The organism is Limosilactobacillus mucosae, assembly GCF_046939755.1.
Taxonomy (GTDB): Bacteria; Bacillota; Bacilli; order Lactobacillales; family Lactobacillaceae; genus Limosilactobacillus; species Limosilactobacillus mucosae_A.
The window spans coordinates 148,836-174,901 of record NZ_JBKZAY010000002.1 but is presented as its reverse complement, the minus strand read 5'-3'; the positions used below and the strand labels follow the sequence as shown (position 1 = coordinate 174,901).

26 protein-coding genes and 1 pseudogene are annotated in these 26,066 nt (G+C 42.6%); all 27 read right to left on the bottom strand.

Annotation, left to right across the window (positions count from 1 at the left end):
* A partial coding sequence (locus ACLUWI_RS01710; protein WP_412145900.1) for an FAD-dependent oxidoreductase occupies nucleotides 1-193 on the bottom strand: 193 nt, incomplete at its 3' end.
* Between the two features lie 271 nt (nucleotides 194-464).
* Nucleotides 465-1,910, bottom strand: a complete 1,446-nt coding sequence (locus ACLUWI_RS01705; RefSeq protein ID WP_412145899.1) for a flippase — start codon at nucleotides 1,908-1,910, stop codon at nucleotides 465-467.
* Between the two features lie 156 nt (nucleotides 1,911-2,066).
* Nucleotides 2,067-3,212: a glycosyltransferase family 4 protein gene (locus ACLUWI_RS01700; protein ID WP_412145898.1), complete on the bottom strand. Its 1,146-nt coding sequence runs from the start codon at nucleotides 3,210-3,212 to the stop codon at nucleotides 2,067-2,069.
* 18 nt (nucleotides 3,213-3,230) lie between these two features.
* Nucleotides 3,231-4,172: a hypothetical protein gene (locus tag ACLUWI_RS01695; RefSeq protein WP_412145897.1), complete on the bottom strand. Its 942-nt coding sequence runs from the start codon at nucleotides 4,170-4,172 to the stop codon at nucleotides 3,231-3,233.
* Nucleotides 4,173-4,505: 333 nt separating this feature from the next.
* Nucleotides 4,506-4,890, bottom strand: a pseudogene (locus ACLUWI_RS01690) (transposase); the annotation flags it as partial.
* 358 nt (nucleotides 4,891-5,248) lie between these two features.
* Nucleotides 5,249-6,019 (bottom strand): DUF4422 domain-containing protein, encoded by a 771-nt coding sequence (locus ACLUWI_RS01685; RefSeq protein ID WP_412145896.1) that lies wholly within the window; start codon nucleotides 6,017-6,019, stop codon nucleotides 5,249-5,251.
* 46 nt (nucleotides 6,020-6,065) lie between these two features.
* A complete protein-coding gene (locus ACLUWI_RS01680) occupies nucleotides 6,066-7,145 on the bottom strand; it encodes a glycosyltransferase (protein WP_412145895.1) in 1,080 nt (359 codons plus the stop codon).
* A gap of 20 nt (nucleotides 7,146-7,165) precedes the next feature.
* Nucleotides 7,166-8,065 carry a beta-1,6-N-acetylglucosaminyltransferase gene (locus ACLUWI_RS01675; protein ID WP_412145894.1) on the bottom strand — a complete coding sequence of 300 codons (900 nt, stop codon included), beginning with the start codon at nucleotides 8,063-8,065 and terminating at the stop codon, nucleotides 7,166-7,168.
* A gap of 2 nt (nucleotides 8,066-8,067) precedes the next feature.
* Nucleotides 8,068-8,565, bottom strand: coding sequence for a glycosyltransferase (locus ACLUWI_RS01670; protein ID WP_412145893.1), 498 nt, complete (start codon nucleotides 8,563-8,565; stop codon nucleotides 8,068-8,070).
* 14 nt (nucleotides 8,566-8,579) lie between these two features.
* Nucleotides 8,580-9,029, bottom strand: a complete 450-nt coding sequence (pssD, locus tag ACLUWI_RS01665) for a PssD/Cps14F family polysaccharide biosynthesis glycosyltransferase (protein WP_272209555.1) — start codon at nucleotides 9,027-9,029, stop codon at nucleotides 8,580-8,582.
* Between the two features lie 18 nt (nucleotides 9,030-9,047).
* Nucleotides 9,048-9,701 (bottom strand): sugar transferase, encoded by a 654-nt coding sequence (locus tag ACLUWI_RS01660; protein WP_412145905.1) that lies wholly within the window; start codon nucleotides 9,699-9,701, stop codon nucleotides 9,048-9,050.
* A gap of 86 nt (nucleotides 9,702-9,787) precedes the next feature.
* On the bottom strand, nucleotides 9,788-10,558 hold the full coding sequence (locus ACLUWI_RS01655) for a tyrosine-protein phosphatase (RefSeq protein ID WP_412145892.1): 771 nt from the start codon (nucleotides 10,556-10,558) through the stop codon (nucleotides 9,788-9,790).
* Between the two features lie 30 nt (nucleotides 10,559-10,588).
* Nucleotides 10,589-11,353 carry a CpsD/CapB family tyrosine-protein kinase gene (locus tag ACLUWI_RS01650; protein WP_412145891.1) on the bottom strand — a complete coding sequence of 255 codons (765 nt, stop codon included), beginning with the start codon at nucleotides 11,351-11,353 and terminating at the stop codon, nucleotides 10,589-10,591.
* A gap of 12 nt (nucleotides 11,354-11,365) precedes the next feature.
* Complete coding sequence (locus ACLUWI_RS01645; RefSeq protein ID WP_412145890.1) at nucleotides 11,366-12,223, bottom strand: YveK family protein; 858 nt, start codon at nucleotides 12,221-12,223, stop codon at nucleotides 11,366-11,368.
* A 12-nt stretch (nucleotides 12,224-12,235) separates the two neighbouring features.
* Nucleotides 12,236-13,243, bottom strand: a complete 1,008-nt coding sequence (locus tag ACLUWI_RS01640; protein ID WP_412145889.1) for an LCP family protein — start codon at nucleotides 13,241-13,243, stop codon at nucleotides 12,236-12,238.
* Between the two features lie 252 nt (nucleotides 13,244-13,495).
* Entirely contained in the window at nucleotides 13,496-14,101 is a 606-nt protein-coding gene (locus ACLUWI_RS01635) for a hypothetical protein (protein ID WP_412145888.1), read from the bottom strand.
* Between the two features lie 147 nt (nucleotides 14,102-14,248).
* Nucleotides 14,249-15,397 carry an IMP dehydrogenase gene (gene guaB / locus ACLUWI_RS01630; protein WP_006499311.1) on the bottom strand — a complete coding sequence of 383 codons (1,149 nt, stop codon included), beginning with the start codon at nucleotides 15,395-15,397 and terminating at the stop codon, nucleotides 14,249-14,251.
* Between the two features lie 226 nt (nucleotides 15,398-15,623).
* Nucleotides 15,624-16,403: a DUF1129 domain-containing protein gene (locus tag ACLUWI_RS01625; RefSeq protein ID WP_412145887.1), complete on the bottom strand. Its 780-nt coding sequence runs from the start codon at nucleotides 16,401-16,403 to the stop codon at nucleotides 15,624-15,626.
* A gap of 34 nt (nucleotides 16,404-16,437) precedes the next feature.
* Complete coding sequence (gene ychF / locus ACLUWI_RS01620) at nucleotides 16,438-17,535, bottom strand: redox-regulated ATPase YchF (RefSeq protein WP_412145886.1); 1,098 nt, start codon at nucleotides 17,533-17,535, stop codon at nucleotides 16,438-16,440.
* Nucleotides 17,536-17,556: 21 nt separating this feature from the next.
* Nucleotides 17,557-17,757, bottom strand: coding sequence for a DUF951 domain-containing protein (locus ACLUWI_RS01615; RefSeq protein ID WP_006499308.1), 201 nt, complete (start codon nucleotides 17,755-17,757; stop codon nucleotides 17,557-17,559).
* A 15-nt stretch (nucleotides 17,758-17,772) separates the two neighbouring features.
* On the bottom strand, nucleotides 17,773-18,648 hold the full coding sequence (locus ACLUWI_RS01610; RefSeq protein ID WP_412145885.1) for a ParB/RepB/Spo0J family partition protein: 876 nt from the start codon (nucleotides 18,646-18,648) through the stop codon (nucleotides 17,773-17,775).
* A gap of 18 nt (nucleotides 18,649-18,666) precedes the next feature.
* Entirely contained in the window at nucleotides 18,667-19,611 is a 945-nt protein-coding gene (locus ACLUWI_RS01605; protein WP_412145884.1) for a nucleoid occlusion protein, read from the bottom strand.
* Nucleotides 19,612-19,627: 16 nt separating this feature from the next.
* Nucleotides 19,628-20,353 (bottom strand): 16S rRNA (guanine(527)-N(7))-methyltransferase RsmG, encoded by a 726-nt coding sequence (rsmG, locus tag ACLUWI_RS01600; RefSeq protein WP_412145883.1) that lies wholly within the window; start codon nucleotides 20,351-20,353, stop codon nucleotides 19,628-19,630.
* A gap of 260 nt (nucleotides 20,354-20,613) precedes the next feature.
* Nucleotides 20,614-21,534 carry a ribonucleoside hydrolase RihC gene (gene rihC / locus ACLUWI_RS01595; protein WP_412145882.1) on the bottom strand — a complete coding sequence of 307 codons (921 nt, stop codon included), beginning with the start codon at nucleotides 21,532-21,534 and terminating at the stop codon, nucleotides 20,614-20,616.
* Nucleotides 21,535-21,670: 136 nt separating this feature from the next.
* Nucleotides 21,671-22,873 carry a NupC/NupG family nucleoside CNT transporter gene (locus ACLUWI_RS01590; RefSeq protein WP_412145881.1) on the bottom strand — a complete coding sequence of 401 codons (1,203 nt, stop codon included), beginning with the start codon at nucleotides 22,871-22,873 and terminating at the stop codon, nucleotides 21,671-21,673.
* Between the two features lie 497 nt (nucleotides 22,874-23,370).
* Nucleotides 23,371-24,492, bottom strand: a complete 1,122-nt coding sequence (locus tag ACLUWI_RS01585) for an aminotransferase (protein WP_412145880.1) — start codon at nucleotides 24,490-24,492, stop codon at nucleotides 23,371-23,373.
* 12 nt (nucleotides 24,493-24,504) lie between these two features.
* Nucleotides 24,505-25,914, bottom strand: a complete 1,410-nt coding sequence (locus tag ACLUWI_RS01580; protein ID WP_412145904.1) for a basic amino acid/polyamine antiporter — start codon at nucleotides 25,912-25,914, stop codon at nucleotides 24,505-24,507.
* Nucleotides 25,915-26,066: the final 152 nt, after the last annotated feature.

Below are 26,066 nucleotides of genomic sequence, written 5' to 3'. Positions count from 1 at the left end.
ACTTGTCTGAGGTGTGGAAAATATGGGCACCATATTCGTGTACCTGGATGCCATCGACTTTTTTAGTATAGATATTGCCTGCAATATGGCTGCGCTTTTCAATTACCTTAACGCGCTTGCCACGCTTGGCTGCTTCATAGGCAAAAGTGGCTCCAAACAGGCCGGCGCCTACTACCAAATAATCATAATTCATATAAAAGGACTCCTAAAATTTGTTTCATAAATATATCATATCATTTGTAAAAGTTTCTAAATGGTTTAATAACGAGTCATTTACTTAATCGTTATGCTTCCACCACTATGTCAAGTTCACTGCAATATTCGTTTGGTTTTGTTCCACGATTCTGTGAATGTCAGATACAATACCACTAAGCAAGAATATTATTATGGCTTCAGAGTATATATGATTACAGATACACAAAACCAATTCTTATTTATAAGTTAACTCTAGCTCCTAGCTCTTTTTATTTAGTACCTAAATTAAAAACATAAGAAATAAATTCATTTTTTAATAAAAAAAGTATTACAGTGTAACATAATATCGAACATGGAATGATAATAATCAATCTGAATACAAGTCCACTAATAAATTTTTCTCCCAGTAAACAAATTAAACATATTGAACTACATGCTATTAATACTGTTAAAAAATTATTAATTGTTTTTTTACTTTTCAGATCATTAGTTATTAGGTCTCTACAATAATATAAATTAATTATCATTGCTAAAAATTCCGCTATAAGGGTAGTGAATGCAGAACCATTTTCTGAAAAAGTAGGAATAAGTATAAAATTAAATATGATATTTATAGTAGCAGCTATTATGTAACTTAATAATAACTTGTTTTCTCTTTTTGCTGGTAAAAGTACACAATCATTTAATATCGTACCAAAAATTTTAAAAATCAATGCAAAACACAATATTCTTAATGAATACGCTGCACGTATATATTTATAAGAAGCAATAATAGTAACTATTTCGGGGCTTAACATAAATAATCCTACCATTGTAGGTAATACTATTAAAATAACCATGTTTATTAACTTTTCAAGCAAATAATGATATTCTCTTGTTTCACCATTACCTAATAGCATTGATAATCTTGGAACCGTAACTAGTAGTGTTCCCCAAAGCAGGTTAGCAACTAAACTATATATTTTTACAGAAACACCGTATATGCCTACGATATAATTACTTTTCATAAACCCTAAAATTGTAGTATCAGAATTCACATAAATCTGTACAGCAATATTAGAAGCAAAAATTATCAATATGGGTTTCCAAAATCTGTCCCAATCAAAATTAAAATTTAATTTTAGATCACAAAACTTTTTCGCATATATAAAATTCAATACATATGATCCAGTCGAGGCAAAAACTGAAATCCAAACATATTTTAAATAATCTGATGATTGTTTAACAAAAACAAATAGTAAAAGCATGGAAATTATTTTAAATAATATATTTCTAACTGTTATATATGCATACTCTTCAAATATTGTATAAATCCAATTAACCCCCAATGTAGTAAATAAAATCTGTATACTGAATATTAAAATAGCAATTTTATATTTATGTAAATCTGAAAAAAAGAACAAAATTATTCCTAATAAAATATATGAAAATATCGTTGAAATTAAATTTATTGTAAACACTTTACTTGCAAATTCACTCAACTCTCTCCTGCTCTTCCTTAAACTGGCTCCTTCTCTTACAGCATACGAATTTATTCCTAATCCTGCTATTAATAAAAAGTAGCTAATTATAGAATTTGAAAAGTTATACTTTCCCATTCCTGAAACACTTAAAATTCTAGATACATATGGAAAAGTAATTAAAGGGAATACTATATTAAGTAAATTTTGAAATCCACTTAATAATGCATTAATCCCTAAAGATCTTCTTTTCAAGTTTCTGTACTCCTTTATCATCTATTAAAATTTTAATCACTGCTTAAATATAATCGGTAATTCGTGCTATTAAAAAATCCAACACAGTTTATCTTATCTTAATAAGTAATCAAACTTAAAAGAATTTATAGCTATGTTGGAATATTTTTATTTATACTACTTGACATTTTGAGTATTCAGTAATTCAACGTATAATTTATATATTTGATTCGTATTCTTCTTAGAAGTAAATGTATTATTGGCAAATTTTTTACCTTTAATAGCTAGTAATTTGTCTCTTTGACGATCTTTTATAACTTTGATCATTATATCAGCAAGATCATGTTCATTCTCAAACATTATTCCATAAGTCCCATTTTTTAAAATTTCATTTGTTGCTGCACTTTTTCTCCCTAAGACCAGTAATCCGTTCATCATGGCTTCAACAGTAACTCTACCAAAAGCTTCAGCTATTGAACTCATAATGAATACATCACTTTTAAGATAATACTTAGTTGTATCATTCGAATATCCGCAAAATTCTACATAATTATTTAATTCCAGATGTTCTACTAATTTTTCCAAGTATTTTTTTTGAGTTCCTTCTCCAACTAAACGATACTTAAAATTTTTAATACCTTGTTGTTCAAGTAATTTTAAAGCTTTAATAACTACATCTTGGCCCTTTCCAGGGTATAAACCACCAACGGTTATAAAGTTTACAATATTTTCGCTTAGAATATTATTATCATTATTATAGGAGTCATCAATCCCGTCATAAATAACATGAATCTTATTACCAAACTCTAACTGGTATTTATTTTGTATTGAATTTGATATTGCTACTAATGCTTTAGATTGGGACATTAAATCTAGAGCATTTTTCTTATTCCAAAAAGTCATTTTTTGATCTTCTTCTAAAAATTCACGAATATGCCAAATAACTGGTATATTTAAGTACTTTGCCGCCTTTGCTCCTACATAATCCCAAGATGTGTTAATATGTATAATATCAGGATTAAATTTTTTTAAAGTTTTAATTATCTTATGTAGCGCTATACTATTAGCTCCTTGCTCTGCAATCCATCTTAACTTCTTTGTAAATTTAGTTTGTTCATTAATAGGAACTATCCAGTCATGAGAATGAATCATTACGTGCTTAATGCCCATTCCATCTAGTAAATCTGTACCATCTCCTGGTCTAGGTAGAAACACTAAACATTCAACACCATAGTCTTCTTGTAATGATTCAACCATAGTAGCAAGACATTTAAAAGCACCTGAGAGCTGTGAATTATCTGACGCAAAAAAAGCAACCTTCATATAAAAACCTTTCTAGACTTAATGGTCATATTCTTTCTCACTAATTTTTTCATTATTTGAATAATATTTAAGAAAACTTGGAATAATCGTAATCAAAAATGGATTATCTCTACAGCTTATTAATAAAGGATCGGAAATTCCATGTAGTGCTATAATTCCTAACATCATTGCATAATAATAATTTTTACTACTAATCGCATTCTTACTTAATATATCTAATATTACACATACTCCTATTAAAGTAACTATTCCCCCAGTAAAGAGAATTCTAATATATGAAGAATCCACATAGAAGTAATTATTATTACCACCCATCTGATTCCAAACAAGATGCTGTCCTAATGGCAATATTTTATAGTTAATAAATGCATTTCTATTTAAACTAAGCCTAAAATTAGACAACCTATCTAAGTCAATCATAAATTGTGTGGTCCACAGTTTGTTATAAATTAATTGAAAGCCTATTGTTGTAATTGCAGTTATAGATGTAATATTTTTAAAAGTAAAATCAACAATCTTATTTTTAAAAAAATATTCTCTGATAAGATTACTTCTAAAAACAAATGATGTTATTAATGCTAGATTAATTAACAACCATGCCGCACTGGTTAAAGTTTTTTTATAGAACCAAATATTAATAAATAAAAAAATAATTAATTGTAAGGTTTTAATCTTCTCCTTTTTATATGCTAGAAATCCTGCAACAGCAGATAGATACATATCAGGCCCAAAAGATACCCAATTAAATCCAACACTTTGTCGTAATTCATTACTTGAAGCATCAATTATTTGATCATTATTTAATATATGAACAGACATTAATAAAATTATTAAAAAAATTCCCGCAAAAGTTGCACAACTGTATCGTTTTAAAATATCATCTATTTCATAATCAGAAACTATATAGGCAAAAATGGGTATTAACAAAAGATTTTTATCCCATTTATTCATAAAAATCATTAAAAACATCCAAATTACTATAATTAGTAAAAAAAACATCAACCTAATGTTTATTTTACTATGACTTACGCAACGATAAATTACTCCAAAAATAAGAAAACAAAAGAGCGTTGTCATAATCAGATTTTTTATCATAGTATATTGTATAGAAATGTTAGACTGTACTAAAACATATAAAAAAGTACAGAGTGTATACAAATCTAAAAGAGTAAATTTAAATATATCAAAATTTTCTTTAAGCATAAAAAATATCGTCCTATTATAATTTATATTAAATGATAGCCATCTATAAAAGTCTGGTGATTTTTTTAAGATATGAAATATCAATTTAAATTAAAAAAAGTTTAAAAGCTGTTCACCTGTAACACGACTTAAGAATACCTCTAGTGGTGTACAGTAATTAATTGATTTTCGAGAAATATTGTTTCTTCGAAAATCAGCTGAGTGATCAATTCATCTGGTAAGTTACAGAAACACTTTCGCTTACTAAGGCCACACGCCACAAAAGGCTATTGTTGTTTTCATTCAGTCCTCGCTGGAGATGCACCGGCTTTGGCAAAATAGGTATGAATATCGTGCTGATTGGTAATATCACGCCAATCAACAAATTCCTTACAATTATCAAATGGTAATTAACTTAGCGGTAGCTTAGAGAGTCAGTCCAGTAATCCAGATGAGCGTTAATCACCCCGTCAGTTTTCCGATGGACGTTTGTTACGTTGGTAGGCTTCCGTATATTGCTTAATTGTTTTCCCAGTATCAAGGAAGTGATAGACACGATAGATGATTTTCTGGCTCCGCTTGAGAAGTTTGGCTACGGATAGACTTTTATACCATGATCCCAGAAATCGGCTATGGGAGTTAGTTCGTGTATGCTAAGATGTTTATAGACTATTTGTGATTTTTCTTTACTTTTGTTTGTGGTTATTCAAAAGTCTATCACAAATAGCTTTTTACTTTTCTAACTTAATTTTATAAACAACGAGATATAAAATATATTGTATTTTTCTTAGGAAATTAAAGCATAGAAGCTACTTTCAACATGTCCTAGACATTCAAATTGGGCTATCTCTATTCTAATGTAGTTTTTCGTTTCGTGGATCAAACGGTCTATTATTAATGCGGTGTTTAATGATACGTAATACTGATTTTAACTTGCTAGATTCAACTTGATAAACTGGTAATTCTTCTATTTCTATACTATTATGCTTAATCCAAACATTAAGCAAACGCTCAGACATAAAACCATATGCTCTTTGTTGGTAAGAGGAACGGCTGGAAATATCACCATTCATTTTCTCTAGTTTAAATAATACATTAAAAAGCCATTCACAATACTCATCAAAAATTTTTTTGGGCATAATCATCATATTAAGCATATTACAACTATAACCATTCATAACCTCATCAAAATCATGCAAATAACTAGGAAATGTCTTTAAAATAATATCTCTTGTATTATAATAGTCATTCTTGTCGTGGCAATAACAATATGCTTCACTTATCTTCATAGAGAACTTATTTGATTCTGGTAAAATAATCCTATTATTAGATAGCATACTTTCTACATCTTTTTTGGAGATGATCTTTGCCATCGAATGTTTTTTCATGAAAAATCTACGATAATGTTCTATTGACACAAATTCACTATCTCTATCATTTTTCCAAATCCAGTACAGTGCTGTTAATTCACAAAAGTTCTTGTTCTTCTTCGAAATGTTATCTCCTGTAATATCTCTTAAATAATTATTTGAATTTTTACCGTTTCCAACAAAAATAGGCGTTCTTCCGCTAGGAATATCTTTAACTTCTTTATGAGTAACCATATACATAGTTAACTTACTCATCAGTATTCTCCTCATTTTTAGATTAATAACTTCTTAGTATATTATTTCAAATTTTTTTCGAGTATACATTCTCATAAAACTTGTCTGCATTCTTCTCAACATCATATCCATGACTAGATAAGTTTAATATATTATTACTAGAATCTATAAGACGATTTCGTAACTTAATCATTTTAATTTGTTTAACCCATTTAGTAATGGAAAGAGAGATAAAACTTAGTTTATTAATTACATCAACTTCACGTGAAACATGATCTGACACAATGATCGGCAATCCATTGGCCATTGCTTCAATAACTACAAAAGGTTGTCCTTCAAAACGAGATGGTAAAACGAAGATATCCATTGCAGATAAATATCTTTGCACATCATTAACTACACCAGTGAATATAACTCTATCACTTAAACCTAAGATATCTACTTTCAACAAAATATCTTTAAAATCAGGTCCATTTCCTATTAATATTAATTTGTATTTCTCAGGAAGTTGTTTTAAAACATCTAATAAAAATAACTGGTTTTTTTGATAATTAAATTTACCTACATTACCTAATAAAATGTCATTTTTATTAAGCTTAAATTTTTTCCTAATTTCTGTTCTATTGTCTTGATTATACTGATAATCTTTGAGAAAAATACCATTATCGATTATGTCAAATTTTTCATTTCGAAATAACCATTTTCCTGCTGCATTATTACAAGCAACCCTCCGATTTACAAATATTTCAAATGGTATTCTTAGTAGCCTGTTTAATTTTTTATGTTCTGTTACTGTATTATGACTATGAGCAATTCGTATCTTTACTCCTGCAAAAAAAGCAGCTGCTAATTCAATAGCCATAATTGTACTGCTACCATTAACATGTATGGCATCATAATTATTTTTTCTTAAAAGTGATATTAATGAAGAAAAATAATGCAGTGGCTTTGAGTCCCTGTCGTGTAGAATAAACAAATCAATATTTGCGCTCTGTAGTTCTTTTTTTAGATTTGAATCAACATCATTAGGAGCTAGAATGTCTATATCCATCCTTGGTCTGGTAGCCATTATTTTTGCATTATTAATAATAAATGTTGAAATTCCGTTCCTATCTAAGTTATTCGTACTAACCATTAATACTTTCATAGAAGACATATCCAATCTTTCTATTTAGTTTCTTTGATAATCCAATCCACAATCTCGCTATTTTTAATAGAAAATTTCCTTGCAATCAATGCATTACTTTTTCTCAGTAAATCTTTATCATATATCGTAAAAGTGTATGGACTACCATTTTTTCCACGACTAAAATCAACTAATCGCATATTATCTTCGCCATAAAAATTATGGTACATATGCGACATGAACCCGCAATTAAATGCCACAGTCTGTACTAACAATTCGTCTGAACAATTTGTCCACTTAAATATTTTTCTTAGTTTCGGTTCGTTTTTTAAAATATTTTCTACAAGATCATCAGTTATACTAACCCAATTCGATCCTAATTTTATTTTCCAATTAAGATTTTTAACTCGGTTAACACATAACACTATCTGCAGCGCTAATAAACACCTTTCAAAAAGAATGAAAATTTCATTTAAAAATTGACATTTAAAACGTCGACGATAATTTTGTAAAAGATGATATAGCTTAGTCCTTCTTTTTATTTCTGGATCATGTTCATTCTGATAGTTCTTAAAATCTACAAATTCTTTTCCATTATTTTTTGCAAAGAATTCATCAAACTTTGAACTTGATACCAGTAATAAATCCTGTCCGGACATCATATGATAATAATCGTATGGACCATATTCTCTTGATTTTTTAAATAAGTAAATTTCTGCCATAGTTTGAGAATATCCACCCCAAAATACTTTATATTTACTAAAAACATGTACTTTGGAAAATCTAGTTGACAATTCTAGCGCAGTCTTTGGGAATTTTTTCTGCTTTTGATCAATATGAATAAAGATATCATGATTAGGGTAATCAATTTGCTGAAGAAGTAGTTGCAACTGCCCCCAGTCACCATGAGCCATAATAAGAAATGCATGTTTTAACGTCATTGCTATTTCACTAGTCTTTCTACAATTTTCTCTAAATCTGCGTTAAATTTCTTGTTATTACTGGTTTTACTACTATTTTTTATTTTAACAAAATTATCATAATTGAAAATTTTAACAGCTAAATCATCAATTTGATAAACCGGGATAATATTATTCATTCGCTCAGCAATTAGGTTAACAAAATCAACTTGGTGATTATTAATATGTTCATTAAACTCAACTTGACGCGGCACCACGATAGGGACTTTTCCATATTGCAAAGCCTCTAGAAAACTAGAAGGCCCGCCATGGGTAATAATTATTCTTGCAGTTTGATATGCAGTTTGCATTTCATTAAAAGACATCATCTTATGCCATTCACAATGCTCTGGTATATACGTACTAAACCCAGTCTGAATAACTACTTTTTCTTTAATTTTCCCGTCAGCTACCAACCTATCAACCTCTTTAATAAGACGATTAAAAGGCTGTTCGTGGGTTCCTACAGTTACGAATATCATAATTCTCCTAAAATTTAAAAAATACTACCTAAGTTAATTGCCTTGGGATATACTTTTTTCATTTCTTCCCACTGCACAATAAATTTATCAACAATTGGATATACCAGTTTTCCAGTCAAAGTTGGTTTGTCATAACGGTCAAAAACTTCTATATAGACTAATTTACAACCCATTAACTTACCAATATAAAAGAACGGCACAGCAACTGCTGCACCACTTGAAATAATTACGTCAGGTTTTTCTTTCTTTAGGATTTTAATTGCAAGGTATGTATTTTTAATCAGGTTCTTAATGTTTCGGTTCGTAGGATAGTAGCATCCGTACATTTTTTCATCTGCTAATTTACTTCGAGCATCTTCTTTATCAAAGGTTACCCAAAATCTATCTTTAGTACTCCAAAATGGTTTCAGCATATACAAATGTGTTAAATGTCCACCACTTGATCCAACTAAGCATACCTTCATTATGTATTCTCCTAACTCCTAATATGCACTATTCGGAAAGATCATAATCTTGACCGTCATAAAGATAATCCGGCAGTCATACCAAAAACTGGCTTTATTTATGTATTCAATATCTAAACTGACCATTTCATCAAAACTGGCCTTATTGCGAACCGTTGCCTGCCAAAGTCCCGTACAACCCGGCGTAACCAACAGTCGCTGCTTATCATAATCAGTATATTCAGCGACCTCGCTTGGCAGCGGTGGTCGTGGGCCAACCAGACTCATATCCCCTAAGAGGACGTTAACCAATTGTGGCAGTTCGTCTAAGCTGTATTTACGAATCCACTTGCCAGTTTTAGTAACCCGAGGATCCTCTTTCATCTTAAACATCGCGCCTTCAACCTCATTCTGGTCGAGCAGCTGTTGTTTAATCTGATCGGCATTCTGTACCATTGACCGGAATTTATACATCTTAAACGGCTTTTCGTTTTTCCCGAGCCGCGTCTGTGAATAAATTACTGGACCACCATCCTCAAGCTTGATCCGTACTGCAATCACCAAAAACAATGGCGAAAGCAGCACTAAGGCAAGCAAGCTGGCAATCAAATCAAAGCCGCGTTTACAGACTGGATAAAACAGCCGCTTTTTTACGCGCTGCTGATTGACGTATGCTTTAGTTTTTGTTGCCATCATTACACGATTCCTCCTCCCTTAATCATCCTCTTTAGTCGAAAAGAGGGGCGAGGTTACCCCCCCCCCCCGCCTAATTTTCTTAACTAAAAGAACCAAAAACGTTTCTTTTTAGGCAGTGGCTGCCAATCTAAATTAACCTGATCCCCATTAATAATGTCGCGCGCGTTTTGTTCATATGTATCGGCCAGCTCAGCGCCAAATTCGCCACGCAGTTTCTGCAGAGCTTCGCTGAGCTCATATTCGCGATGACTCAAGGCATGCGCGTCAGAGGCAAAGATGGCTCCCTGCCCGGCCTTGATCATGCTGGTCGTAGCCTTTTCAATCTTTTTGCCGAAGCGGCCCAGATAGCTGCTGGACGTCAATTGGGTCAGGCAACCCTGTTCCAAGAATGGCTGCAGTCTTTCCGGATGTTCCAACAGCTCGGCATTCCGTTCAGGGTGGACGATAATCGGCACGATACCTTGCTGCCGCAACTTAAAGACCATTTCCTTTGCGTACTGCGGCACTTCTTGGCTGGGAAACTCCAGCAGCATGTAGCGCCCGCCTTCATCCGCGAACAAAATATCGTCTTTACGCAAGGCTTCCAATAGCTCGCCATTGATGCGAACTTCCTGCCCCGGAAAAACCGTTAATGGAATCTCTTTTTCCTTTAAGGCCTGTTGAAAGTCCGCCGTCAGCTGCAATACATCGGCTTTATGATTGAGATAGTGCCCATTCATATGGTGTGGCGTCAATAAAGCGTGCGTTACGCCATCATTAACCGCGTCTTGGGCCAGTTTTAAAGAAGTCGCGAGGTCCGGTGAACCATCATCCACGCCTGGCAACAAGTGACAATGCAGATCGATTAAAACCATCCTGATTCACCTTTCCTGCTTTTAATATGACTAGTTTTCCGATTCCTTTTCATAGCCATAGCCATAACCGTAGCCATAGCCATAACCGTAGCCGTAGCCCGCGTCATCTTCTGGTACGACGTCATTCATAACGTAGCCTAATAGCTGCGCGTGACTCATCTTCAACAGTTCTACGGCCCGCCGCACACCGGCTTTTTGCGTGACACCTTGGCGAACGACTAGCACCACGCCATCCACGCTGCCCGCGATCGTTTGCGTATCGGTAACTTCCAGCATTGGCGGCACGTCTAATACGACCAGATCGTATTGGGCCTGCACGGCTTCCAAAAGCACCTTCATCCGTTGTGAGCTCAGCAGCTCGGCTGGATTTGGCGGTACCGCCCCGCTTGGCAGCAGGTCTAATCCTTCAATGCCACTTTCCTGAATCACAGCGTTCAAATTGACTTCTGCCTGATCACTGCTCAAGACCGTTGACAGTCCTTCTTGACCGGTTAGATCAAAAGTCGAATAGAGCGTTGGGCGGCGCATGTCGGCGTCAATCAGCAGCACGCTCTTGCCTTCTTGCGCCCAGACAATCGCCAGGTTGGCCGCGACAGTACTTTTCCCTTCACTGATGTTAGCGGAGGTAAAAGCAATCGTCTTTAAGCGTCGGTCCACGGCCATGAAGTGAATGTTGGTTCGCACGGTCCGAAACTGTTCCGCGGCCACGCTCTTAGGCTTAGCCACCGTGATCAGCTTAGCGCCGTTTTTCATCGTATTATTGTCAACTCGCGACTTGCGTTTGAAGATCCCCATCATAACCCTCCTTTAGACTCGACGCGTCTGCGTGTTTTGCGAACGCCGCTTGATTGAGAAACCGTCATCCAAGTTGATGTGCGTGATCGTTCCCAAATTCGTCAAGCCCAATTCATCAACCATAAAGTCGTTGTCTCGCACACTAGTGTCCATCAGATCCCGCATCAAGATGATCATAAAGCTGAGCAGAAGGCCCAAAACGGCCCCCGCCAGCGTAAACAGCTTAACGTTAGGCGATGATGGCTTATTTGGCGTTGCGGCTCGCGCGACGATCGTGACATTGTTGACGTTCATGATCTTCTTGATTCTGTTTTTAAAGACCTGCGCAATCGTGTTGGCGGCCGCTGCCGACTTCTTAGGATTGTCGGTTTCCACGCTGACGGAGAAAACCTGCGAGTTGGTCTGCGTCTTAATCGTAATCGCGTCTGACAGCTGGCTGGTCGTCATACTGTAGCCTTGACCGGTGTGTTCTACCTTCGCTGGTTTGGCCGCGCTAACCAGCCGCTTGGTCCCATCGGCCAGCGTCTTGTACTTAGCTGGCTGGGCCTTGCGAATGACCTTAACTGGGTTGGCCAGTTCTTTTTTAGTTTCCTTTAAGATCACTGGACTGGTAATAATGTCCTTGTAGGTATTGATGACCTGAATATCGGCCTGTTGGTTGTTGTAGGCCTGACCATTGGCGTTGTTTTCGTTTTTTTGGTTAACCAATAATTGCGTGGTCGCCGTGTATTTCGGCGTCATAATAAATTTTGAAACGATAAAGCCGGCCAAAGCCAAAACAATCGTACAAGTAATCAAAAACTTCAAATGTTTACGGCACAGATTAAACAGGCGCCGCAAATCGATCGTATTGTTGCTGCTGTTTTCCACTTTTTTCCTCCTTTAATCAGTCACGCTGACGTGTTTAAGCTGCAGAGCATCGCGAATCTCATCCGACACGCGCTGCATCTCGCTGGTTGGCACGACTTCAAACGACTCGCCGCCTTCACTGTCGCCATGGCCTTGCGCGTGGTCAGAAACCACTTTGCCATTGGCCTTGCGATACTTCATGGCTAACGTCGTCATGTCGCTGAACGTCAGATTAGTCTTGGACTGATCAGCAATTGAATTTAAGAATTTTTGGTTGAGCACTGACTTATATGAGGCAGCTTCCTTCATTAAAGCCGTGATGACCAGGCGCTGGCGTTCTTGGCGGCCATAGTCGCCTTGCGGATCATCATAGCGCATCCGACTGAAGGCCAGGGCTTTGGCGCCATTCATGTGGTACGTCTGGCCCTTTTTAAAGCTGTAGCCTTCATAGTCAAACGTCAATGGCGAAGTCACGTTGACGCCGCCAACCTGATTAATGGCTTTTTCCAGACCGCCCATATTGACCATTACATAGTAGTCAATTGGCACGTTAAAGTATTTTTGAACAGTATTGATGGTTTCTTTAACCCCACCATATGTATAGGCCGCGTTGATCTTAGCCGGTGAATATTCCGCGTAGCCAGGCAGATTAACCTTCATATCCCGTGGCAGGCTGACAATTGTAGTCGTCTTTTTTTGCGGATTGAGCGTCATCATCATGATCGTATCCGTTCGCCCTTTATAGTCACGTCCCAGCGCCCCCGTATCGGTACCCAAGAGCAGGATATTGATCGGCTTGCCCTGCTTGAGAACCTTATCAGCATTTCGGTACGTCTTGGCGTCTGATTCGCTATACATATTATCTGTAGCAACATGGACGTTTCGCCAGGCAACCCCCGCGAAAATCAAAGCGAGAATCACCAAAAGTCCAATGAATGACCACAAAATCTTCAAACCTAATCGTTTCCGACGATGGTGATGATGATGGTGGTGATGGTGCGCATGGTGCACCGGTTGATTTTGATTCGATTCTTCATTCATATTTACATAGTCCCATTTTTAAAAAAATTTTTACATCTACATACCTTAAAATTATCTATGCTTGAACAAAAAAAATCAAGGCGTCAAGCCCCCGCATGCCTTGTCGCACTAGGGGTTTGCGCCTCGATTGTCAAAAAATTGATTTATTGTTTTATATGCAAGGTTACGAATTATCACTATTGTTAACGCTACATATTTATATTTTATAAATAATTTAATAGGATGAAGATCATCAATAAAAAATTTTATTATTTATTGGCCGATCCCACGCACGGTCAAATCCCGATCAATGGTCTGGTCACCATTATGAGCGGTAATATGGTATTTGCCTGGCTTTTTAAAGTTATAGGTTTGATCGGCCCCTTGCGCGTTACCGTTTAAGGTCGTCACGACATTGTTATTACTGTCTTTGATCTCAAACTGCGTGTTAGCCGGTGCTTTAAAACTGACGGTCGCGTCGCCAGTCTTATTTAAGGAAACGTCAGTCGGGAAATCAACTTGCAGCTGACTGCTGGATGAGGCACTCGCCGATGAGGATGAAGAACTCGCTGACGACGAACTGGATGCCTGCGAGCTGCTGGTTGCGGCTGACTGTGAGCTGGACTGGGCCTTGCTGACCTTGGTGGCATGTTCATTAGCCGGATGGTGTTCAGCCGGCTCACTGGTTTTAGCCCCCGGCGCGGTGAATGCCCCCACCAAGCCGATCACAAACAAAATAATCAAGCCCCAGTTCATGACTACCTGTCCTTTGCCGATCGCCGCCTGGGCATTCTTTTTGAGTCGCTGTGTCTGATAGATCCAGACCCCGACAAAACAAACGGCCGCTAAAATCATCAACAAAATGAACAGTTTCTTCATTATATAATCATCCTTTTTAAAGTTTGGCTAACTGTTATCTTAACACATTTAGCCAACCAGCCAATCAAACAACCATCAAATGACGTTTCAGAACGCAAAAAAGCGCTGCTCAATTTTAAGCAGCGCTTTTGAGTTAAGGCTTAGTCATTATTTGTAGTTAGGCGCAGCCTTGGTAATTTGAACGTCGTGTGGGTGTGATTCCCGCAGACCAGCGTTCGTGATCTGAACGAATTGAGCGTTGTCGATCAAGGTTGGAATGTCCTTGGCGCCAACGTAGCCCATCCCGGAACGCAGACCGCCGACCATTTGGAAAATCACGTCAGCAACGTCGCCCTTGTATTCAACCCGGGCTTCGATACCTTCGGGAACCAGCTTGTTGGCTTCGTTGACCCCACCTTGGAAGTAACGGTCAGAAGAGCCATGCGATTGAGCCATGGCCGCCACGGAACCCATGCCACGGTAGCCCTTGTACTTCTTGCCGTTTTCTTCAAAGACTTCGCCAGGGGCTTCCGTCGTGCCGGCAAACATGCTACCCAGCATTACGGCGTTTCCACCGGCAGCCAGCGCCTTAACGATGTCACCAGAGTACTTGATCCCACCATCGGCAATGATGGCCTTGCCGTATTCGTGAGCCACGGAAGCCGCATCGTAAATTGCCGTGATCTGTGGAACACCAACACCGGCAACCACCCGCGTCGTGCAGATTGAGCCAGGGCCAATGCCGACTTTAACCACGTCAACGCCAGCGTCGAACAGCGCCTTGGTACCTTCACCAGTTGCTACGTTACCAGCAATCAGCGTCACTTCTGGGAAATGTTCGCGAATTTCGGCAATCTTGCGTAGCACCCCAGCTGAGTGACCATGGGCCGTGTCGATTACAATGGCGTCAACGCCGGCCTTCAGCAGCGCTTCAGCACGTTGGAACGTGTCGGAAGTAACCCCAACGGCAGCTGCAACCAGCAGATGACCGTTTTCGTCAACGGCAGCGCGGTTGAAGTTTGAGTTGGCAGGCAGTTCAACGCCCTTAACCGTGGCTACTTCGCCGGCTTGAGCATCGATGGACATGTTCTTGTGAACGACCCCCATCCCACCTTGCAAGGCCATCGCAATTGCCATTGAGCTTTCAGTAACGGTATCCATCCCGGCACTGATAAATGGCACGTTCAGTTTAATATTCTTTGCCAGCTGCGTACTCAAATCGACTTCATTTGGCAAGACATGACTTTCCGCTGGAATCAGCAACACATCATCAAACGTTAAGCCCTTCTTGGCAAACTTAGTATCCCAATTCGACATCAATCTGCACTTCCTTCTTTAAATATTAGCTACTACCTTACTAGGTTTTTAGCGATTGGTCAACGAATAATCGTGATTCTAACATAATTCTAATAATATTTTTTAAATTGTTCGGATTTAACACCTTTTAATCGCTGCTTTAGGACCAAACCACAAATCTGTCGACGATAAATTCTGACGATTTCAAAAAAGCACCGCGTTTCACGTGGAACCGCGATGCTGATTTTTATTGCCGTTGCTGACGGCGTGGTGAAAAGGCGCTGGTAATGTGGTAGCGTCCCCGCAGCCAGATATCGAGCGCAAAGGCAGCTGCCCCGAGAATCAGGTAGAACCATTGATTCAGACGTGGGTTGACGCTGTTGGGCATCATGGCCGTCAAAATGTAGATCAAAATCCACATTATCAGACCACTGACCACCGTAACGATTCGGGCCCATAATGGCCGCTTGACGTACTTGCCGGTTGCTTCGTTCTTAACTGGCAGCATGTACTTGGCGATCCAGCCAAACAGAATTCCCCCAGTAATGGCAACAATGATGATTGAAGTAATCCCCATATTACCGTTATGGGAAACCTTCATTGCTTGTGGGGAGATCCAGTCCATCAGCCCAAACATAAAGGTAAAGATGGCAAAGAACATGATCCCGTTATCCAGTGCCATTAATTTTAATGAGGTCTGCGTCTGAGATTTTTCGGTTGGTTCAGGGTGCAGCAGCGCGTGGGCCCGCTGCGTTGGCGTGCCAAACAGGCCACGCGCGCTTTGACCAGATTTTTGGCCTTCCTGCAGCGCCTTGAGCGTTTCTTCAAGCATAGCTGGCTTTTTGGCTGGGTCAGCACCCTGCGCGTCCAGCTGCTTGTTTAACTGGAACATGAATTCTTCATTTTTGCGCGTCAGTCCCTGCTTGCCAAAAGCCCGCGCCGTTTCTTGCCGCTGGTCTTTGGCGTATTCTTTTTGTCGCTGACCGGCAGCGGCATTGCGTGGTTGTTGTTCTTTTGATTCAGCCAAGATGTTCTTCCTCTCTGTTTAATTGATTCAATGATTAGACGTTGAAGCGGAACTCAACGATGTCGCCGTCCTGCATCACGTAATCCTTACCTTCCAGCCGCAGCTTGCCGGCTTCCTTAACGGCCTGCGCACTGCCCAACTCGTCAAGGTCCGCGAAGCTCATAACTTCAGCCCGAATAAAGCCGCGTTCAAAGTCAGAATGAATAATACCAGCTGCCTGTGGTGCCTTCGTGCCTTTCTTAAAGGTCCAGGCCCGTGTTTCTGGTCCGCCCGCCGTGAAGAAGGTTTCCAGCCCCAGCAGTTTGTAGGCGGCCCGAATCAGCCGGTTCAGACCTGGTTCTTCAACGCCTTCCATTTCCAAGAAGTCAGCCTTTTCTTCTTCATCCATTTCGGCAATCTGTTCTTCAGCCGCTGCCGCTACGCCAATGACCTCGCCATCGCCTTTAACATGTTCTTTGATGGCATCCATGTACTTGTTGGCATCTGGATCAGCCATGTCTTCTTCAGCAATGTTGGCAACGTACAGAACCGGCTTGCTCGTCAGCAGGAACAGGCCCTTAACGATTTTTTGCTCTTGATCGTTGAATTCAATAGAACGCACGCTTTGACCATTTTCCAAAACCGGCTTGATCTTGTTTAAGACTTCCAATTCCGCCAAGGCTTCCTTATCGCGACCCTTAGCCGCCCGTTGAACCTTGGCCAGACGCTTGTTGACGGCATCCAGGTCGGCCATTACCAGCTCCAGGTTGATCGTGTCGATGTCTTCGATGGGGTCAACCTTGCCAGAGACGCTGGTGATGTCCGTGTCGTCAAAGGCCCGGACGACATGCACGATCGCGTCGGTCTGCCGGATGTTTTCCAAAAATTGGTTCCCCAGGCCTTCACCTTTTGAGGCCCCCTTGACGATCCCAGCAATGTCGGTGAACTCAAACGTGGTTGGCACGATCTTTTTGGCGGGAATCAGTTCTTGAATTCGTTCCAAGCGCTTGTCTGGCACTTCCACCATCCCCACGTTAGGTTCAATCGTGGCAAATGGGTAGTTGGCCATTTCGGCACCAGCCTTGGTAATAGCGTTAAACAGCGTGGACTTGCCGACGTTTGGCAGTCCCACGATACCTGCAGTTAAAGACATGAAATGATTGCTCCTTTTTAATTAGTCTGCTTCGTTTTCGGCGTGTTCCAGCACCTTTTTGAGATGCTTTTCAAAGTTTTGCCGCGACATCATCACGATATGGCCGCAGCCCGTGCACTGCAGCTTGACGTCGATCCCCGTTCGGATGATCTGCCAGCGGTTGGTGCCGCATGGATGCTGCTTTTTCATCTGCACAATGTCGTTTAGTTCATAGGTTTTCATCGCAAGCGCTCCTCTCTAATCGAACTTGACTCCCAAAAGATCCAAAATCCGCATCAGGTCGTCATCCGAGGCATATGGAATCTCGACCTTGCCGCCTCGTTTACCCGCCGTCATGACGACCTTGGTGCCAAACCGGCTCTGCAGCTGTTCTTCGGCTTCACGAACGTAGGCCGGCTTTTTGACCGTCGGCTTTTTCTTCGCGGGCTTAGCAGGCTTGACGGCTTGATTTTGCTCAGCCACCAGCTGCTCAAGCTGCCGTACGGTCAGATTTTCCTTAATCGCGCGCTGCGCCAGCTTAACTAACGCCTGTTCATCTTTTAGACCCAATAGCGTCCGGGCCTGCCCCATTGACAGACGGTGATCCTCCAGCATGTCCTTGACCGGCTGCGGCAGTCCCAGCAGTCGCAGATAGTTGGCGATGTAAGGTCGGCTCTTGCCCAGTTTTTCAGCGACCTGAGCCTGAGTCAGCTGCAGGCGGTCCATCAGTGATTGATAGGCCTGTGCTTCTTCCAATGGCGTCAAATCCTCGCGCTGCAGGTTTTCTAAGACGGCAACCTCCATCATCTGCGAGTCGCTCATTGTCCGTACGATCGCGGGAATCGTTGTTTTGCCAGCCAGTTTGGAAGCTCGGAAGCGTCGCTCGCCAGCAATGATCTCATAACGATTCAGCTCTGGATCTGGCTGTCGCAGAATGATTGGCTGAAAGACACCGGATTCTTTGATTGAAGCCGCTAATTCCTGCAGCGCTGCCGGATCAAAAGTACGGCGCGGCTGGTATGGATTGGGCCGAATCGCCGTTAGTTCAATTTCTTCTACGCTTTGTTCGTGGTCTTGCTTGGCATCATTATCGCCAAACAGCGCCGCGAGACTAAAGCCACGTTTTTTTGCCATATTTCGCCAGTCCTTCCTTTAATGCTTCGGAATGCGAATGGTAATCTCATAGGAATCGGCCGTGTCTTTTTCACTGACCTTAGCTGCCACGCCGCTGTCCTTGACCAGCTTAATGGAGTGCTTGATCGTGTTGACGGCAATCCGCGGATCACTGACCTTGATTGACTTGGGCTGTTTTTTCTTGGCCCGTTTCTGCTTAGCGGACTTTTTGGCAACTGGTTCAGTCGCGGCTTCATTTTCAGTTGCCAAGGCAGCCGCATCGCTCTCGCTGGCAGCGGCTTTTGCCTGCGCCGCCTTTTCCGCGTTGGTTGGCCTGCCCAATAGCTTAGCCACGGCATCTTCAGTCTGGCGAACGTTCCAATGCTGGTTGACGATCTCCATTAAAATCATGCGCTGCTGATCCTCATCCAGACTCAGCAGGGCCCGGCCGTGACGCTCGGTAATCCGGCCATCCAAAATCGCGTTTTGAACGGGCTTGATCAGCTTCAAGAGCCGTAATTTATTGGCAACAAACGACTGGCTCTTGCCCATTCCCTTGGCCAGCGTTGCCTGGGTCAGATGGTTGAATTCCATCAATTGCTTATAGGCCTGTGCTTCTTCAACCGGACTCAGCTGGGCCCGCTGCAGGTTTTCAATCAGCGCTAAGGAAGCTGATTCGGCGTCGGTCATTTTTTCAACGATCGCCGGAATTTTTTCCCATTGCAACAGTTTAACGGCTCTAAATCGCCGCTCACCGGCAATGATCTCATATTCGCCTGGTCGAAATTCCCGCACGACGATCGGCTGCAGCAGACCATGCTCGCTGATCGTCTGGGCCAGCTCTTGAATCTCAGTTTGGTCAAAAACCTTCCGGGGCTGGTATTGGTTGGGCACGATGGCAGCAACCGGAATCTCAACGACTTGATTTTTGGTTTCGCTGGCGGTTCCTTGGTGCTTGCCCAGGCCAAACAGTGAAAATGCCATGTCTCAATCCTCTTTTCTACTCAATTGGCTGCTTGTTGGGCAGTCCTGGCCGCCGGGGGTATTTTTTCGGCGTGGCGGCTACTTTTTCAATTACAATCAGATTGCGTTCCTCATCCGTATCAGGCAAGGTCAGCTTGGTGGTGTGCTCAACCTGGCCGCCCAATACCTTGACCGCCTGACCGCCCTTTTGGAGCTCGTCTTTAGCAGCGCTAGCCTTGTAGGCGATGAACTCGCCGCCGACCTTGACCGCTGGCAGGCACAGCTCGCTTAAAACCGCCAGTCGAGCCACTGCCCGCGCCGTGACCACGTCAAAACTTTCACGATATGGGCTCTTTTTGGCACTGAAGGTCTCCGCCCGATCATGAATCAGCTTGACGTCGGTTAAGCCCAGCTTGGCAACCAGATCGGCCAAAAAGTTGATCCGCTTGTTCAGTGAATCCACGATCGTAATCTTGAGCTGTGGAAAGGCAATCTTCAGCGGCAGCGAAGGAAAGCCGGCCCCCGCGCCAATATCGCAAAGCGTTAATGCTTCAGTCTGCAGACGCGGTTCGGCCAGCGCCCCCGTCAGCGAGTCATAAAAATGCTTGAGATATACTTCTTTTTGATCCGTAATGGCCGTCAGATTGACATGTTCATTAGTGGCCACCAGATCCTCATAATAAATCGCAAATTGGGTCATCTGAGAATCAGTCAGTTCTATGCCGTGATCCTGCAATGCCCGTCGAAATTCTTCCGGTGTCATAAACCCTCCTTTGTGAAACAGGAAGATGTTTCACATACTCCATTACTTTACCCCAAAAAAGCCGTTGTTTCAAGCAATCCCACGATTTCCAGCGGATTTTTAAATGCCGGCGCGTCAGCCGGATAAACCCGCTGTCATTCTCGTGTCCAGCAACGCTATCGAATCATTTCAAGATACACAAAAAGCCGGTTGAATCGCGTTTGGCGAATCAATCGGCTTTTGATCTGAAAACTGGTCAGCCTTCAGATGATTATTTGGTTTTAGCGCATCTTGCTGACTTCTTCAACAAACCACTTGTTAAAGGCTTCAGCGTCGATGTCAACACATACCTTGGCGTTGGTCTTGCCATCGTGGTAAGCACCACGAATGTCGCCAACCATGGCACCAATTGCCGGACCATCAGTTTGAATGTCGATCCAGACATCCTTGGTCGTAAATGCTTCAGGGTGCAGCAGGTAGAAGATCGTGTTGACGTCGTGCATTGGATGACCGCCAGTTTCAGCGCTGACGTCGTTGTAGTGGCTGATCAAACCATAAAGCATCTTACCAGTCTCGTTCATGTCCTTGATGGCGTTCAGACTGTCCTGCGTCAGCAAGGCCTTCAGCGTAACGTCCAGACCAACCGTTACGATTGGCACGCCGGACTTGTACATGATCTCAGCCGCGTGAGGATCAGTGAAGACGTTGAATTCGGCAACGCTGGTCATGTTACCGCCAGTCAGGGAACCACCCATCGCAACGATTTGCTTGATGTGGCTCTTAACTTCTGGGAATTCCTTGAACAGCAGCGCAATGTTGGTGTAGGAACCAGTTGGCACTAGCGTAATTTCATCTTCAGCCATAATAGCATCACGCAGGGCTTGCACGGCGCTCTTTTCAATTGGGGCACCGTAGTCATTGCCAAAGTCGTAGCCTTCCATCCCCGAAGCACCGTGGATCCGCGCTGCGTCTTCAAATGGCTTGATCAAAGGTTCCTTGGCCCCTTCCGCAACCGGAATCTCGCCTTGCTTGCCAAAGAAGTTAACGATCTTCAAGGCATTGGCCGTCGTCTTGTCAACTGAAACGTTACCAGCAACCGCCGTAATCAGCTTCAAGTCAAGTTCTGGGCTGTTGATTGCCATGGTCAAAGCAGCTGCGTCATCAATACCAGGATCAGTGTCCATAATAATCTTCGTTGTCATCAGGAATTCCTCCTTAAAATTACAATCAAGCGTCAGTAAGCGCTTTTACTTTTCTGGGAAACAAAAGGGCCAACCGGAATGGACGGCCAGCCCCTTTTGACTGGCAAAACGCGTTAGGCGTATGCAGTCGTAGATCTTACCAAACGAACAGACCAACAAAGGCAGCAGACAGCAGTGATACCAAGATACCAGACAGCAGCAGGTAGCCAATGTTTTCGGCAATGTAGTCGTTGGTTTCCTTGTCGGCGATACCCTTGAAACAACCAATGATCATACCAAGCGTACCGAAGTTGGCAAAGGAAGTAACGAACGTGGTCAGAACGGCTTGCAGGTGGTGTGGGTAGGAAGCAATCTTGCCCGTAACTTCACCCATAACAACGAATTCGTTCGTAACCAGCTTCATGCCCATGTCTTGCGACAGCATCCATGCTTGGTGAACTGGCAGACCCATCAGCCAAGCAAATGGGAACATGATCACACCCAGGATGCTTTCCAAAGACAATTGCTTCCAGAACAGAGCCAAGATGGCATCGATCAGGGCAGCCAGAGCAACGAAAGCAACAACGTTAGCAATGATGATCAGGATCAGCTTGCCGGCACCCAGGATGGAGTCGCCCAGGAAGCTGAAGAATGGTTCTTTCTTACCGTCATCAGTATTGCCAACTTTTTCGATCGTGTCTTCAGCTTCAGTAACCGTAACTGGGTTCAGCAGGCTGGTAGCGATCAGTGAGTTAACAATGTTGATTGGAACGGCAGTCAGGATAAATTGACCAGGCATCATTTGGATGTAAGCACCCAGGATTGAAGCCGTAACACAGCTCATGGACATCATAGCGATGGTCAGGTTACGAGCCTTGGTCAGCTTACGAATTTGCATCCCGGAAATTGCCAGAACTTCCGTGTTACCTAAGAACATCATTTCAACGGCAAAGAACGATTCGAACTTTGGCTGACCCGTAATAAATGACAGGCCTTTACCGATCCACTTGATGATCCATGGCAGGAAACCAATGTAAGTCAGAATGTCAAACATTGGAACGATCATCAAGATTGGCATCAATGAAGAACAGATGAAGTTCAGGTTCTTAACATTGTACCAGGCACCCAGAGCAAAAACCGTACCCTTGGCAGAAATGTTGACGATCCAAGTAAAGCCGTCAGCAGCCGCCTTAACACCGGCACGACCTGCAGCAGAGCCAGTCAGGAACCAAGCCAGCAACAGGTTCAAAACAACCATGATGGCAACAGCCTTCCAGTTGATCGCTTTTTTGTCCTTAGAGAACAGAAAACCGATACCCAAGAAGACCAGCAACCCAAGAATGTTAATTGCAAGATACATGGATATAACACCTTTCTTAAAAACTGAATCTAACTTTTTTCTCAATCGCAGTTTCTCAGTATCTCAGAATAGCGGAATAATTGCAGTCGAACTGAGAAAATCTTGCGTGCCATAATAATATACCCATCTTTTGTAAAACTGTAAACCGCATACATTTCCCAACTTTGTGAAACTATGAAACCGTTATCAGTAATGTTCGTAAGTAAATCGTTTTAAAACAAGGCAAAACTTAAAAAAATGTTAAAGAAGTGTGATTTAAATTTCACAAACTTTTTTCTGATTTCTTCGGTAAAACGTTTAAAACTTCATCTGTTTTTTTATAGACCATTTGATAATGCAAAATAAAAGCGAGACTGTAACCACTTACAATTAAGTAGTAATCAGCCTCGCTGCCCCTGCCAAGGATCTTTAGTATACCACACTGAAATCGCTTTGATTTTCAAAACAACGGTAGTTAGTGAAAAATGCAATCGTTTAAAATTGAACAAAGCTGTTAATCAGTCGTATTGATGTAAAGCCAGTGAAAGTCGTTTCAGCCCTTCTGTTAGCGTTACCTGCGGCGCGCAGTAGCCCAATCTGACGTGTCCCGGCGTATCAAACGCGTCCCCCGGTACCAGTAATACGCCCTGGTCAGCCAACAGCTGCTCACAGAACTGATGAATGTCAACCGGTACGTCCAGCTTAGGAAATGATGTCGAAACGGCTTGTGGCATCACCACGCTGGCGCGCGGCTCTTTTTCAATCCACGCTTGATAGATTTGCAGATTGCTCATGACCAGCTTGCGATTGCGCGCTAAGACCTGTTTTTTATGGCGCAGGACGTAGGTGGCCATTAAGTCGTTAAAGACCCCGCCGCAAATCATCGTATAATCGCGATACTTGCGGAAACGCTCAGTCAGTTCGGCACTGGCAGCCGTCCAGCCAATCCGAATACCAGGCACTGAATAAGTCTTGGAAAGCGAGTTGGTGGCAATCCCTTTGTCGTACAGATCCACGATTGATATGAACTTTGCTGGCTGATCCAATGGCAGATACACCTCATCAACCAGGATATAGGCGCCAACCTGGGCTGCCAGATCAACCACCTGCTGCAGAAATTCTTGATCCAAAACGGTTCCAGTCGGGTTATTGGCGTTATTGAGACAGATCAGCTTGGTATCAGGCCGCATCAGTAACTTGAGCTCTTCAATGTCTGGGTACCAATCAGCATCTTCATGAATCTGCCAGTAGTCAACCTTCGCGCCCAATGATTTCGGAATGTCATAGAGCTGCTGATAGGAAGGATATTCAGCAATCACATGGTCGCCGGGTTCCACCAGACTATAGAGCGCTAAAAGATTTGCTCCGGTCGCGCCATTGGTCTGCAGAATATTGTGCGGATCCACGTGGCGATAGAGCTTGGCAACTTCAGTCTTAAAGCTGGGGGAGCCTTCAATCCAGCCGTAGTTCATCTTTTGGGCATTAAGCATCTCATAAAACTCCGCGCCATGATGACCATCCAGATTCATCAGCTCGTCCATCGTCAATGAAGCGATCGTGCTTTGCGAAATATCGTAGCGGGCGCTTTTTTCCCATTTGTTCAACCAGGCTTCCACGCCAAATGGAGCAATCTCAACCATAAAAATTTCCCCCTATTCGATTGGAATCGTGCCGTTCAAAATCAAAATCAACGAAACAACTGCCAAAATACTGATCAAGCCCATCGCTAGCCATTCGTTTTTGGTAAGCCGAAGCCGCCGACTATGCCGCGCCTGCCAATACAGCAGAAATCCCGGCAACAGACTCAGCGACAAAATCATCACCTGCCGCCAGCCAGCCAAAGTCATTGACAACAGCTCAAAGATCGTCAGCAGCATGCCAATCGCTAATTGACCATAATCGTGCTGCTGCCAGCCATCTTTAATCTGCGCCAGTCCGACAAAGAAATAGACGATCAGTCCCGCGGCCGTCCCCAGCGTGTAGGCAAACCGATAAGCATAGGTCGTAAACAGCAATGAGCACAGAAACAGGCACTGCACGATCGCCGTTGACCAAAGCGCGGTCGTCGGAGCATGATGCGAATTAAGCCTGCCAAACGATCGCGGCAGCACCTGGTCTTTGGTCATCATCAAAAACGCCTCCGCCGGCAGCATCGTCCATGAAAGCCAGGCCACCAGCACCGAAACAAGCAATCCCAGACTGATCAAAGCCGCGCCCCATGGTCCAACCAACTGACCGAGAATCGTGCCCATCGCCGGCTGCGCTGCTCCCGCCAACTGAGCACGCGTCATCACGCCATACGGCAGCAGCGAGATCAGCAGGTAAATGATCAGCAAAAGCAGCCAGCCGCCAAATGAAGCCATGACGGCATCCCGCTGTCGCTTAGCCCGGTGCGCCATGACCGAGGCACTTTCGACGCCCATAAACAGCCACATCATCACCATGATCGAGTCCTTGACCTGATCAGCGACTGCCAGGATTGGACGTGAAGATTGCGCAGCCGGGCCCCAGAAGTTGTTGGCAAACGTCGGCCAATGAAAAGCGATTGCAGCCATGATGGTGAAGATCAGCAATGGTACCAGTTTAGCAATCGTGCCGATCAAATTGAGCAGCGCGGTAGCCGCAACGCCATAGCTGACGATTACGGTAAAGCCGATTGTCAAAAATATGGCCAGCAGAATCGACGGCAGGTTCTGACCACCTTGCAAGATCGGCCAGAAAGTTCCTAAAGCGCTCATCGCAATCGTGGCAAAGGCCAGGTTGCCCAGCCAAGAAGCCAGCCAGTATGCCCAGCCGGAAATAAATTCGCCCAGGGGTCCAAACGCAATTCCCGCGTACGCGAAAATTCCGGCGTCCTGCCTGGGGTAGCGGCGCAAGAGATGATTCAGCGCGGCAATCAAACACCACACGCCCAGACCAACGATCACCCAACCCAGGATGGCCGGTCCCGGTGCCGCGGCCTGGGCCAGATCGCTGTTAACGCCAAAGATTCCCGAACCAATCGTCGCGCCGACAATCAGAGCCGTCAATTCATACTTGCCGATCTTACCTGTTTCTGTCATCTTCCCCCGCCCTTCACGCAGCTTTTCTTTCTGTAAATGTTCTTCTAGCATCATGGCCAAAATCGGCTTGCTGTTGCTGTCAGTTTACCGGCTTTGGCAACGGATTTCAAACGCCTGCTACGACAAAAGTACAAAACAAAAGGCCCGGTGAA

Coding starts and splice junctions, on each gene's coding strand:
- ACLUWI_RS01635 (WP_412145888.1), bottom strand. CDS start 14,101: ATGAAGAAACTGTTCATTTTGTTGATGATTTTAGCGGCCGTTTGTTTT.
- ACLUWI_RS01640 (WP_412145889.1), bottom strand. CDS start 13,243: ATGAATGAAGAATCGAATCAAAATCAACCGGTGCACCATGCGCACCAT.
- ACLUWI_RS01655 (WP_412145892.1), bottom strand. CDS start 10,558: ATGGTTTTAATCGATCTGCATTGTCACTTGTTGCCAGGCGTGGATGAT.
- ACLUWI_RS01615 (WP_006499308.1), bottom strand. CDS start 17,757: ATGAAAACCTATGAACTAAACGACATTGTGCAGATGAAAAAGCAGCAT.
- ACLUWI_RS01670 (WP_412145893.1), bottom strand. CDS start 8,565: ATGATATTCGTAACTGTAGGAACCCACGAACAGCCTTTTAATCGTCTT.
- ACLUWI_RS01660 (WP_412145905.1), bottom strand. CDS start 9,701: ATGGCAACAAAAACTAAAGCATACGTCAATCAGCAGCGCGTAAAAAAG.
- rihC (WP_412145882.1), bottom strand. CDS start 21,534: ATGACAACGAAGATTATTATGGACACTGATCCTGGTATTGATGACGCA.
- ACLUWI_RS01685 (WP_412145896.1), bottom strand. CDS start 6,019: ATGAGTAAGTTAACTATGTATATGGTTACTCATAAAGAAGTTAAAGAT.
- pssD (WP_272209555.1), bottom strand. CDS start 9,029: ATGAAGGTATGCTTAGTTGGATCAAGTGGTGGACATTTAACACATTTG.
- ACLUWI_RS01680 (WP_412145895.1), bottom strand. CDS start 7,145: ATGAAAGTATTAATGGTTAGTACGAATAACTTAGATAGGAACGGAATT.
- guaB (WP_006499311.1), bottom strand. CDS start 15,397: ATGTCGAATTGGGATACTAAGTTTGCCAAGAAGGGCTTAACGTTTGAT.
- ACLUWI_RS01610 (WP_412145885.1), bottom strand. CDS start 18,648: ATGGCAAAAAAACGTGGCTTTAGTCTCGCGGCGCTGTTTGGCGATAAT.
- ACLUWI_RS01650 (WP_412145891.1), bottom strand. CDS start 11,353: ATGGGGATCTTCAAACGCAAGTCGCGAGTTGACAATAATACGATGAAA.
- ACLUWI_RS01585 (WP_412145880.1), bottom strand. CDS start 24,492: ATGGTTGAGATTGCTCCATTTGGCGTGGAAGCCTGGTTGAACAAATGG.
- ACLUWI_RS01675 (WP_412145894.1), bottom strand. CDS start 8,065: ATGACGTTAAAACATGCATTTCTTATTATGGCTCATGGTGACTGGGGG.
- ACLUWI_RS01700 (WP_412145898.1), bottom strand. CDS start 3,212: ATGAAGGTTGCTTTTTTTGCGTCAGATAATTCACAGCTCTCAGGTGCT.
- ACLUWI_RS01590 (WP_412145881.1), bottom strand. CDS start 22,873: ATGTATCTTGCAATTAACATTCTTGGGTTGCTGGTCTTCTTGGGTATC.
- ACLUWI_RS01580 (WP_412145904.1), bottom strand. CDS start 25,914: ATGACAGAAACAGGTAAGATCGGCAAGTATGAATTGACGGCTCTGATT.
- rsmG (WP_412145883.1), bottom strand. CDS start 20,353: ATGACACCGGAAGAATTTCGACGGGCATTGCAGGATCACGGCATAGAA.
- ACLUWI_RS01695 (WP_412145897.1), bottom strand. CDS start 4,172: ATGATTTTTATGAATAAATGGGATAAAAATCTTTTGTTAATACCCATT.
- ychF (WP_412145886.1), bottom strand. CDS start 17,535: ATGTCTTTAACTGCAGGTATCGTGGGACTGCCAAACGTCGGCAAGTCC.
- ACLUWI_RS01605 (WP_412145884.1), bottom strand. CDS start 19,611: ATGGCATTTTCACTGTTTGGCCTGGGCAAGCACCAAGGAACCGCCAGC.